Genomic DNA, 11,240 nt, shown 5'->3' on the forward strand with positions numbered 1-11,240 from the left:
CCTCACACCCAGAAGGCGTGAGGATTTCATCGCTATGGGTACAATTATCCCATTTAGCGTATCCGTTTCCTTCTCAGTCTCTCTGGACTGTGTTAAAGGTTCTCATTAAGTTATTATTATAATATATCATAAAAACTCTATTGTCAATCCTTACTTCTACGTAATTGATTAATAAGATTTTCGAACTCTTCCGGAACTGGTGCTTCGAATTCCATATACTCATTTGTACGAGGATGAACGAAACCAAGCAATCCGGCATGCAATGCTTGTCCATCTAACTTCAACGTCTTCTTCGGACCATATTTTGGATCTCCTGCAAGCGGGAATCCGATATATTTCATATGAACACGGATTTGATGAGTTCTTCCTGTTTCAAGCTGACATTCCACCAAAGTAAAAGCAGTGAAACGTTCGATGACACGGAAATGAGTTACAGCATTTTTGGAGTTAGAGTCTGTTACCGTCATGCTTTGGCGTTCTTTTTTATCACGGCCAATTGGAGCGTCAATCGTTCCGAAGTCATGTGGGATAACCCCATGAACTACAGCTTGATACTTACGGGTAACAGTTTTATCAACCAGTTGCTGAACAAGCTTTTCATGCGCCATATCATTTTTAGCAACCATTAATAAACCTGATGTATCTTTATCGATTCGGTGAACGATACCTGGACGCATTACACCGTTGATTCCAGAAAGATCCTGGCAGTGAGCCATCAATCCATTTACAAGTGTACCAGATACATGTCCTGGCGCTGGGTGGACAACCATACCGCTCGGTTTATTAACAACCAGCACATCTGCATCTTCATAATAGATGTCCAAATTCATTTCTTCAGCGATTGCATCCAATTCCTCAAGTTCAGGAATCGTTACTTCAATTGTATCGCCTGTAATACATTTGTAATTCGTTTTTATTGCAGCCCCATTAACTAAAACATGGTCATCTTTAATCCATTGCTGGACTTGAGTACGTGACCATTCCTCATTTAATGTAGAAAGAGCCTTATCAATCCTAACGCCTTTTAGTGTTTCATCGATGCTGTATAACCTTTTATCCATTATCTTACTCCTTAGCGTTTTTTTCTTCTAAAAACATATGAATCACGAGCAGTCCGACACCAATTGAAAGCGCAGCATCAGCAACATTAAATACCGGGAAACTATAGCTGAATATATAGGTATGAACGAAATCGACTACTTCCTGACGAACAACACGGTCGATAAAATTACCAATCGCACCGCCTAGCATGAGCGCAAGTGAAACTCCAAGCAAACGGCTTTCCTTCGCCATTTTCTGAATATAATAGACAAGTCCAATAATGACAGCGATGGTGATGATGTAGAAAAACCACATTTGACCTTGTAGAATTCCCCATGCGGCCCCACGGTTACGATGCGAGGTGATATATAGAAGGTTTTCAATAATTTCAATGCTTTCTCCGTACTCCATTTTTTTCACAATCATCCATTTTGTCAGCTGATCGAAAGCTATGACCAAAAGGGCAATTAAGTAATAAAACACATTTTTTCCCCCAAACTAATCAAATCTTCACTTTTGAATTGTAKCATAAACTAGAAATAATGACTAATACGAAAAACAGAAGACCTCAATCAGCACGTGGTGAATATAAGCTTGGGCTGACAAGGTTCTCCTTTCCTTTTTTAGGAAACAATTTATTTTCGCAAATGATTTTGGCTGTTTCACACACTAGAAACCATTTCCCATGAAAAAGGCCGGTCCCCTCATCTAATGGGAACCGGCCCTCCTTTTAAATTATTGATTCACATAATGCTCTTTCACTACAGTTGCACAGCGTGGGCAAAGTGTTGAATGTTCTTCCACTTGGCCTACTTCTTTTGAAACATTCCAGCAACGTTCACACGTTTCACCTTCTGCTTTTGTTACAAGAATAGCAATATCCTCAAGTTTTACCGCTTCTGCTGGGGCACTTGCCACATCGCCAGCGATTACAAACTCGGATACGATGAATAACTGTTCAAAGCTCTCTTCGATGCTATCAAGCAGATTCTTTGTTTCTTCATTTACATATACCATCACTTTTGCGTTCAGTGATTTTCCGATAACTTTCTGATTACGAGCTTCTTCCAATGCTTTTAAGACATTATCACGGACATCCATAAATGCCGTCCATTTTTCTTCAATGGCTTCAGCATTATCGATTGAAATTGCTTCGGGCATCAATGTCAATTGTACACTTTCTTCCGTTACACCTGGAATGAACGCCCATACTTCATCAGCTGTATGAGAAAGAATTGGTGACACCAATTTCGTTAAGCTGACCAATGATTCGTAAAGAACCGTTTGGATCGCCATACGATCTTTACCGTTAGGTGCTTCACAATATAAAATATCTTTCGCATAATCAAGGTAGAACGAACTTAAGTCCTGCGTACAGAAGTTATTGACCATATTATAAATTGTAGCAAACTCATAATTCTCATAGCCTTGTTTCGATTGAGTAATCAGCTTATTCAATTTTACTAGCATATATTGATCGACTTCACGTAATTCTTGGAATGCCACTTTATCAGTATCAGGATTAAAGCCATCCAAATTACCTAACAGGAAGCGGAATGTATTGCGAATTTTGCGATATACTTCAGAAACTTGTTTTAAAATCGGATCTGAAACTCTTACATCTGATTGGTAATCCACAGAAGCAACCCAAAGGCGTAAAATATCTGCGCCAAGTTGGTTCATGACTTTAGATGGAAGTACAACGTTCCCAATCGATTTACTCATTTTACGGCCTTCACCATCCAAAGCGAACCCGTGGCTTAACACACCTTTATATGGTGCTTTTCCTGTTACAGCCACACTTGTTGAAAGCGATGAGTTAAACCAGCCGCGGTATTGATCCGAACCTTCTAAATAAAGGTCAGCAGGACGCTGCAGATCATCTCTTTCTTCAAGTACTGCTTGATGGGAAGAACCTGAGTCAAACCATACATCCATGATATCCGTTTCCTTCGTGAAGATACCGTTCGGGCTGCCTTCATGGGTAAACCCTTCTGGAAGAAGATCTTTCGCTTCCTGTTCGAACCAGATGTTTGACCCTTGTTCGCGGAATAATTCTGAAATATGGTTGATTGTTTCATCAGTGATGATTGGTTCACCATTTTCTGCATAAAATACTGGAATTGGCACGCCCCATGCACGCTGACGGGAAATACACCAATCTCCGCGGTCACGGACCATATTAAATAGGCGTGTTTCACCCCATGCCGGTACCCATTTCGTTTCTTCAATCGCTTTTAGCAGTTCACCACGGAAGTCTTTAATTGACGCGAACCATTGCGCCGTTGCACGGAAAATAGTCGGTTTCTTCGTCCGCCAGTCATGTGGATAAGAATGGGTAATGAACGTCAAATTCAATAGTGCGCCCACTTCTGTTAATTTTTCCGTAATTGGTTTGTTTGCTTGATCATAAAATAATCCTGCAAATTCCCCTGCTTCTTCTGTCATGACACCTTTTTCATCTACAGGACAAAGAACATCCAAGCCATATTTTTGCCCGACGATAAAGTCATCTTCCCCGTGTCCAGGTGCAGTATGAACACAACCAGTACCAGCCTCAGTTGTTACGTGCTCACCCAACATCACTAGTGATTCCCGGTCATAAAGAGGGTGTTTAGCAACGGCACGGTCCAGTTCGCTACCTTTTACCGATTTCAAAATAGTTGGGTTATCCCAGCCTAGAGATTCTGTAACTGATTCAAGAAGAGCTTCAGCTACTAAATATTTTTCATTTTCGACAGATACCACCACATAATTTAATTGTGGATGCAATGAGATTCCAAGGTTAGCTGGAATCGTCCAAGGTGTTGTTGTCCAAATAATGATTTTTACGCCTTCTTCAATTACACCTTTTCCATCTGTGACTTCAAAAGCAACATAGATAGATGCAGAACGTTTGTCTTGATATTCAATTTCAGCTTCCGCTAGGGCTGATTCACTTGAAGGAGACCAATAAACAGGTTTTTTTCCTTTGTAGATATAGCCTTTTTTCGCCATTTCACCAAAAACCTTGATCTGTTGTGCTTCATATTCTGGTTTTAGGGTAATATAAGGATTCTCCCAATCTCCGCGAACCCCAATACGTTTAAACTGCTCACGTTGATTGTTGATCTGTACGTACGCATACTCTTCACATAGCTTTCTGAATTCAGCTACGCTCATTTCTTTCCGCTTTACACCTTTTTTAGTTAGTGCCGTCTCAATCGGTAGTCCGTGCGTATCCCAGCCCGGTACATATGGTGCTTGAAAACCGCTCATTGATTTAAAGCGGACAATGAAATCCTTTAAAACTTTATTCATTGCATGGCCCATATGGATATCGCCGTTTGCATATGGAGGTCCATCATGCAAAATGAATAAAGGACGTCCCTCAGTTTGTTCTTGCACTTTTTTATAAATGTCCATCTCTTTCCACTTTTCCTGGATTTCTGGCTCACGTTTCGGCAAATTACCACGCATTGGAAATTCAGTTTTAGGCATCAATAAGGTATCTTTATATTCCATTATAAAATCCTCCATCCGTCTTTACACAAATTCATTCGAACCGATGACTTGATATCCGGACAAAATAAAAAGCCCTCTCATCCCTAAAAAAGGGACGAGAAAGCTTTGCTTCCCGCGGTACCACCCTGGCTAGAAAGATTCACAATAAAGCGAATCCATCCTCTCGAGCATTCGTAACGTGAATGAAACGCATCGTTTACTTACTGCAACAGCAGGTTCAACTCAGAACTCAAGGGTGATATTCAAATTCTTCGCTTATTCCGGGCTTGCACCATCCCCGGCTCGCTAAATATAAGTGTTTGAAGAATCTACTGTCCCTGTCATCGTCTAATGTCATCATGAATAGTATTGTTAAAAAATTATATGCGAAAAAAGTGTTTAAAGTCAAGGAAACCTTTAAATTTCCTCTTCCACTCTTTCATTTAGTTCTATTTCAGTCGCATCTACTTCATAATCAAGAAGATGATCCCAATCATCATTGTCCAGCAAATCAAGCTGTGCTCCGACAAGCATTTTAAAACGTGTCCGGAATACTTTTGACTGCTTTTTCAAATCCTCAATATCCATCGCTATTTTTCTTGCTTTCACAAGCGACTCATTGACGATCCGATCAGCATTTTTCTCAGCTTCCTTAATGATCAGCTTGGCCTCTTTTTGAGCATTGCGCTTTAATTCTTCTGCTGCTTCCTGTGCGACAATAATCGACTTATTAAGTGTACCCTCAATTGTCGTAAAGTGTCCTAAACGATCATAAGTTTCGTTTAATTTTTCTTCAAGTTCTTTTTTCTCTCTCAAAATCAGTTCATAATCTTTAATGACCTGGTCGAGAAACTCATTTACTTCATCTTCATCATACCCTCGAAATACTTTACCAAATTCCTTGTTATGTATATCTATCGGGGTTAAGGGCATTACGGCACCTCCAGAACGGTTTCTACTCTAGTATGTTAAAACTCTATATTCGACAATAAATGTATGAATCCTGCTTGCGATTGAATTATTTTTGTCTGCCTAATGAGATTCTCCACTTATCCTTTTTGGTTTTTCCATCTATTGAGGCTAATTTACATCTACCAAAACCTCTGATAGAAAGTGTATCACCCTCGCGGCATTCTTCCGAAACATTATCTGTTTGCTTAAAATTCACCTTTACTTTTCCCGAAGTTATCAGCACTTGTGTTTTTTGACGAGAAATATTCAAGACGGACGATAACACACTGTCAAGCCTTAAAGAACTAACAGTAGTTACTTGCTCTTCCCAATTTTCTTCCAACTCGATGATATTCTCGATGGGAAGCCTTTTAATCGTAACGGAAGCGCTACCTATTTTTTCTAGGTTTCCTACGAGATATAAATCCATCTCTTCGGCAGCGATAAATTGAATTTGCTCCTCTGTCACTATTATATCACCAAATTTTTCACGTTTTACCCCCAGAGACATCAAGGTTCCAAGTATTTGCCTGTGCTCTAATGTAACAAATTTTTTTGGATAGGAGATATCGTATAAGGAGATATTGAAATCTGATGGTTCAGGAGAGTAATAATCAGGGTAAATGAGCACACGTTTTCGTTCAACGAAATCACTCCCGCCATATAATTGCAGCTTTGCATCCGAATCATTCCCTAATAAGGCAGAAAGGATTTCCTGCTGACGCGGATCGAGAAAATCAGAAAGTTTTGGAGCATAAGAATTTTTCACCTGGTCAATCCAATTCACTGCCTGATCGATAAAATCCTTTTCCTCCGGCCTGAAATGCTGATAAATACTCATGATTGAATAAATGCTCCTTACTTGTCTAATTAATGGTCGGTCATCAGGATATAAATAATGACTTCTTCGTTGCGCTACTACACAGTGGAGCATTATCCAACTGTGTAGTAAGAAATACGCATTTTCAGATTAAAAGTTAATCACCCGATTAAAGTTTGCAGATAATAGATTCCATATCCGCTGGCAAAGTTAAGAACCAACAAGGCCACAAGCGGCGAAAGGTCGATCATGCCAAGGGGTGGTATAAATTTTCTGAACGGTTCTAAATAAGGTTCGCAAATCTTTTCCAGGAATTGGCCAATCGATGTTTCCCGAGCATTAGGGAACCATGACATTAATATGTAACCGATTAATGCCATTGAATAAATTTCAATTAAATAATATAAACCTTGAAGCACTAAACCCATTAACCATTACCACCTCGCTTCTTCATACTCCTCTTCGGCGGCGAAACCGGTAATATTACCCGAAACATCGACGTTATCTGGAGTACATAAGAATATATCTGTTCCAATTTTTTGGATATCCCCGCTGATTGCATAGACAGTTCCACTTAAAAAATCAATGATTCGCTTTCCTTGGTCATGTTGAATCCGCTGAAGGTTCACAACAACGGCACGACGGTTTTTCAAATGGTCCGCAACTTCTTGGGCTTCTGCATAAGCACGAGGTTCCAACAATACTACTTTAGAAGATTTCTGTACGCTTTGCAAACTTACGATATTCTTATTGGAGTTATTTCCTGTAGAAGCGGACTGCTGTTGTTTACCTGATTTCACGACTTTTTGTTCAGCCTCCTCTTCTTCCACCACTTCTTCCTTGTACTCATACTCATCATCCAGCGCGAAATAAGATTTAAATTTTGATACGAACGTCATCTATGCGTACCTCCTTATAATTCTTCGCCTACCAGTGCTGTACCAATTCGAATCATTGTAGCGCCTTCCTCAATCGCAATCGTAAAATCATTGGACATCCCCATGGACAATTCAGTGCATGGAGCATGTCTTAAGCCAGCTTTTTGGATTTCCACCTGAAGTCCCTTTAATTTTCGGAAGCATCTACGCAATAACTGTTCATCATCTGTCAAAGGCGCCATTGTCATTAATCCAGCAACATTTACCTTATCTAAAGTTGATAGCCCGTTTATAAAATCAAGTGCCTCTTCAGGATCTATTCCATGTTTAGATTCTTCACCTGAAACGTTAACCTGGACTAAACAGTTTATCGGCTCAATTGCCCGTTTTTGTATTTCTTCTGCCAAAGAAATACGATCCAATGAATGAATATACGAAATTTTATCAATGACATTCTTTACTTTGCGTGTTTGCATGGAGCCAATATAATGCCAGTTTGGCTCATCCTTCAGCACTTCATATTTATTCAATAAACCCTCATCTCGATTTTCACCTAAATCGAATATGCCGGCTTCCAAGGCCTCTTTTGCTCTCTCAATGGAAACATATTTCGTCACCGCGATTAACTTTATCTCATCACGGTTCCTGCCACTAATTTCACATGCTTTATTTATCTTTTCTTCGATGTTTTTTAAATTATCTACTACTTTCACTGCTTCCCTAAATCCTCCTTCCAACCAATAAAACTCATCAATCTACCTGTCTTTCCGTTATCGCGGCGATGCGAAAAAAACAAGTCATGATTACAGCTTGTACAATATGATGTCACGTCAATCTGACTTTTTGGAATTCCCGATTTTTGAAGAACCATTGCATTAAGCTGTTTAAGGTCTAAATGATATTGTCCATCGCTGATTAAATTATAGGGCTTTTCGTCATTATCTTCCAGCAAATTCTGCACCAAATCTATCACTTTATCATCAACAACATAGCACTTTGAACAAATCGATGGTCCAATTACAGCAAATATCTCCGTTGACTTTATACCCTTACTCTGCCAAGCTTCAACCATTTTTCGTGCAATTCCGTTAACGGTACCCTTCCAGCCAGCATGCGCCACTCCAATCATACCATGTGCTGGAGCCAAAAAATATAAGGGCACGCAGTCAGCATAGCAAAGGGTCAATAAAACATTTTTATCCTTCGTATAAAACCCGTCTGTAGCCTTAAAGCTTGAAGCATAATCTGCTGCGCCTTTCCCGGCATCGAGACTGGTCACTTGCTGGATATATGTTTCATGCGTTTGCTCGGCTCCTATCCATTCATCGAGCGGAAAAGATAGCTTTTCTGCTAAAATTCGGCGGTTTTCCTGGACATCATCTAGCTTATCCCCTACGTGAAAACCGGTATTCAACGTTTTAAAGTTTCCAGAACTAACTCCCCCATCTTTCGTGGAGAAGCCCGCTACAAGCTGGAGGTTTTGATGCCTCCAGCTGTCAATGAGCAAATATTGGTCTTCTATTAAAACAAATGGTTCTTTCATGATTTAAACCTCTTTATTTTTAGTCTAGTGTATCATATTTTTGCACCCTGCACCCTCTAAAACCTTTCATCTTTCAGTTCTGCTTGAAATACTGTCTGATGTTCAACAAGAATGACATCCGCACCGATTTTTTTTATTTTTCGCCAAGGAATCACAATGTCCTGTTCCCTCCCGAAAAACCCCATTAACCTGGTGCCATTGGAGACTATAATCGCTTCAATCTTCCCTGTAGCTGTATTGATTTCAAGATCTGACATATTACCCAACTTCTTCCCATCCGCTATATTGACGATATCCTTAATTTGAAATTCAGAAATTCTAGTCATTTCACTCAGCTCCTCAAATTTTCATCATAAATGAAGGTCCTATTTCTATGTATATGACATGATTCACTTAAGGATGAAGATTACAATAAATAAACGTACCTTCATGGTGTTTGTGGAGTATACTTCTTCAGAGTTTTTAAACATAATAAAAAAGCCGCTATGGATAAGTTGCTGATAAGCGGGTAGTTGGACGTTTTGTCCCTACCCGCTTCAGCCAACTTTTTCTCATGCTCAGCTTCTACTGTTGGATATTTTTATTCATTTGCTTAATTGCTGCTTTTTCCAATCGGGAGACCTGCGCTTGTGAAATGCCGATTTCCTCAGCTACCTCCATTTGCGTCTTCCCTTGGAAAAACCGTTTTCGAAGAATCATTTTTTCCCGGTCATTCAACCGTCTCATGCCTTCATTTATTGCTATTTCATCAATCCAGGTACTATCTTTGTTTTTCTCATCACTCAGCTGGTCGAGTACATAAATCGGATCCCCGCCATCATTATAAATCGGTTCAAAAAGGGAAACTGGATCTTGTATTGCATCTAATGCAAAAACAATTTCTTCATGAGGTACCTCCAACACTTTGGCGATTTCTTCAGCTGTCGGCTCTCGAAGAGTTTGGCTAATGAGCTTTTCTTTAACCTGCAAAGCTTTGTAAGCAATGTCTCTTAAAGAACGGGAAACTCGAATCGGATTATTGTCACGGAGATATCTTCTGATTTCTCCAATAATCATTGGTACAGCATACGTTGAAAACCTAACATTTTGACCTAAGTCAAAGTTATCTATCGACTTCATCAACCCTATACAGCCTACCTGAAATAGATCATCTACATACTCTCCCCGATTGTTAAAGCGCTGAATAACGCTTAAAACAAGTCGAAGATTCCCGTTTACCAGTTTCTCTCTTGCTGAAATATCGCCATCTTGCAGTTCTTTAAAGAGTTTTCTCATTTCTTCATTCTTTAAAACCGGTAATTTTGATGTATCCACACCGCAGATTTCAACCTTATTACGAGACAAAATTATTCCCTCCTCACAGGAGCGCTGTACAAAAAACAGTATTTCCGCGGGAGAAAAAAATATGCACAAGGCTTGAACAGAAAATCACCATTATTTTTCATTATTGCATTCAAAGCATTGATTTAATTGGTATTTGCGCCCATCATTTTTTTTACACCATTTTATTAAATTCTTTTCGAAGCCTCTTAATAATTCTTTTTTCCAAACGTGAAATATAAGATTGGGAAATTCCCAACATATCGGCAACATCTTTTTGGGTTTTTTCCTCTCCACCTGCAAGTCCAAAACGAAGCTCCATTATCTGTTTTTCACGTTCGGAGAGCTGCGTTAGAGCCTTCGTTAGCAGCTTGCGGTCCACATTTGCCTCCAGGTCCTTTGTAATTATGTCATCGTCAGTACCAAGGACATCCGATAGCAGGAGCTCATTTCCATCCCAGTCAATATTCAATGGTTCATCAAAAGACACTTCAGAACGTATTTTGTTATTCCTACGTAAATACATTAAAATTTCATTCTCTATGCATCTAGAGGCATATGTAGCTAATTTAATTTTTTTCTCGGGGTTGAATGTATTTACAGCCTTAATTAAACCTATGGTACCGATGCTGATTAAGTCTTCTATATTGATACCTGTATTTTCAAATTTCCTTGCAATATAGACAACCAGCCTTAAATTTCGTTCGATTAAAATCGATCGTGCAGCTTCATCGCCCTTAGGCAATTTATTAATCAGTATTGCCTCTTCTTCTTTTGAAAGCGGCGGCGGCAGCGCCTCACTCCCTCCTATATAAAATATTTCGTCCGTTTTCAATCCGAGCTTGAACAATAGTTTGTACCAAAAATAAGTGAGTCGAAGAATGAATTTCTTCAAAATAATTCTCCCTTCTAAATAAACGGTTAATGGGTAAAATTTTTGAATGAATCAGTGGTTCAGGAGGCATTTTGCACCGGTATGCCGGTTAACATTTTTGGATGAACAATAGATTGATAGCTATTGTCGGGAGAAAGTTGCTGAAAGGTAAACGAAACGAGTCCCTGCTTGACATGATACTCTTTTTCACCCTGAACGATTTTAATAAAATCCGGCTTAATCGCAGTTAACAATTGATGTTCATGACCGACAACTTTATAAGGGATAACTCGCATTCGTCCAGTCCACGAATACTCAGGCTGTTCCTCC

13 protein-coding genes are annotated in these 11,240 nt (G+C 39.5%); all 13 read right to left on the reverse strand.

Annotation, left to right across the window (positions count from 1 at the left end):
• Window positions 1-143: 143 nt before the first annotated feature.
• Complete coding sequence (locus tag AC1DUW_RS14175) at window positions 144-1,061, reverse strand: RluA family pseudouridine synthase (protein WP_053345258.1); 918 nt, start codon at window positions 1,059-1,061, stop codon at window positions 144-146.
• A 4-nt stretch (window positions 1,062-1,065) separates the two neighbouring features.
• Entirely contained in the window at window positions 1,066-1,524 is a 459-nt protein-coding gene (gene lspA / locus AC1DUW_RS14180) for a signal peptidase II (RefSeq protein WP_053345257.1), read from the reverse strand.
• A 252-nt stretch (window positions 1,525-1,776) separates the two neighbouring features.
• Entirely contained in the window at window positions 1,777-4,545 is a 2,769-nt protein-coding gene (ileS, locus tag AC1DUW_RS14185; protein ID WP_098175399.1) for an isoleucine--tRNA ligase, read from the reverse strand.
• A 396-nt stretch (window positions 4,546-4,941) separates the two neighbouring features.
• A complete protein-coding gene (locus AC1DUW_RS14190) occupies window positions 4,942-5,457 on the reverse strand; it encodes a DivIVA domain-containing protein (RefSeq protein ID WP_053345255.1) in 516 nt (171 codons plus the stop codon).
• Between the two features lie 85 nt (window positions 5,458-5,542).
• Window positions 5,543-6,316: a YlmH family RNA-binding protein gene (locus AC1DUW_RS14195; RefSeq protein ID WP_477642792.1), complete on the reverse strand. Its 774-nt coding sequence runs from the start codon at window positions 6,314-6,316 to the stop codon at window positions 5,543-5,545.
• A gap of 140 nt (window positions 6,317-6,456) precedes the next feature.
• Window positions 6,457-6,723, reverse strand: coding sequence for a YggT family protein (locus tag AC1DUW_RS14200; RefSeq protein WP_053345253.1), 267 nt, complete (start codon window positions 6,721-6,723; stop codon window positions 6,457-6,459).
• Between the two features lie 6 nt (window positions 6,724-6,729).
• The gene (locus AC1DUW_RS14205) at window positions 6,730-7,194 is read right to left on the reverse strand and encodes a cell division protein SepF (RefSeq protein WP_053345252.1); all 465 of its coding nucleotides are present in this window, start codon (window positions 7,192-7,194) and stop codon (window positions 6,730-6,732) included.
• Between the two features lie 14 nt (window positions 7,195-7,208).
• Window positions 7,209-7,886: a YggS family pyridoxal phosphate-dependent enzyme gene (locus AC1DUW_RS14210; protein WP_053345251.1), complete on the reverse strand. Its 678-nt coding sequence runs from the start codon at window positions 7,884-7,886 to the stop codon at window positions 7,209-7,211.
• Window positions 7,883-8,716: a peptidoglycan editing factor PgeF gene (gene pgeF / locus AC1DUW_RS14215; RefSeq protein WP_053345250.1), complete on the reverse strand. Its 834-nt coding sequence runs from the start codon at window positions 8,714-8,716 to the stop codon at window positions 7,883-7,885. Before pgeF ends, AC1DUW_RS14210 begins: the two co-directional genes overlap by 4 nt.
• A 56-nt stretch (window positions 8,717-8,772) precedes the next feature.
• Window positions 8,773-9,042, reverse strand: coding sequence for a YlmC/YmxH family sporulation protein (locus AC1DUW_RS14220; protein WP_053345249.1), 270 nt, complete (start codon window positions 9,040-9,042; stop codon window positions 8,773-8,775).
• 238 nt (window positions 9,043-9,280) lie between these two features.
• Window positions 9,281-10,060 (reverse strand): RNA polymerase sporulation sigma factor SigG, encoded by a 780-nt coding sequence (gene sigG / locus AC1DUW_RS14225; RefSeq protein ID WP_053345248.1) that lies wholly within the window; start codon window positions 10,058-10,060, stop codon window positions 9,281-9,283.
• A gap of 151 nt (window positions 10,061-10,211) precedes the next feature.
• Window positions 10,212-10,931, reverse strand: coding sequence for an RNA polymerase sporulation sigma factor SigE (gene sigE / locus AC1DUW_RS14230; protein ID WP_053345247.1), 720 nt, complete (start codon window positions 10,929-10,931; stop codon window positions 10,212-10,214).
• Window positions 10,932-10,990: 59 nt separating this feature from the next.
• The coding region (locus AC1DUW_RS14235) for a sigma-E processing peptidase SpoIIGA (protein WP_477642793.1) at window positions 10,991-11,240 on the reverse strand (250 nt) is incomplete at its 5' end.

Source organism: Peribacillus sp. P4_C12 (assembly GCF_056402095.1).

What these genes read in the sequence shown, in the direction of transcription:
- AC1DUW_RS14175 (WP_053345258.1), bottom strand. Translation starts at nt 1,061, where the DNA reads ATGGATAAAAGGTTATACAGCATCGATGAAACACTAAAAGGCGTTAGG.
- ileS (WP_098175399.1), bottom strand. Translation starts at nt 4,545, where the DNA reads ATGGAATATAAAGATACCTTATTGATGCCTAAAACTGAATTTCCAATG.
- AC1DUW_RS14190 (WP_053345255.1), bottom strand. Translation starts at nt 5,457, where the DNA reads ATGCCCTTAACCCCGATAGATATACATAACAAGGAATTTGGTAAAGTA.
- AC1DUW_RS14195 (WP_477642792.1), bottom strand. Translation starts at nt 6,316, where the DNA reads ATGAGTATTTATCAGCATTTCAGGCCGGAGGAAAAGGATTTTATCGAT.
- AC1DUW_RS14200 (WP_053345253.1), bottom strand. Translation starts at nt 6,723, where the DNA reads ATGGGTTTAGTGCTTCAAGGTTTATATTATTTAATTGAAATTTATTCA.
- AC1DUW_RS14205 (WP_053345252.1), bottom strand. Translation starts at nt 7,194, where the DNA reads ATGACGTTCGTATCAAAATTTAAATCTTATTTCGCGCTGGATGATGAG.
- pgeF (WP_053345250.1), bottom strand. Translation starts at nt 8,716, where the DNA reads ATGAAAGAACCATTTGTTTTAATAGAAGACCAATATTTGCTCATTGAC.
- AC1DUW_RS14220 (WP_053345249.1), bottom strand. Translation starts at nt 9,042, where the DNA reads ATGACTAGAATTTCTGAATTTCAAATTAAGGATATCGTCAATATAGCG.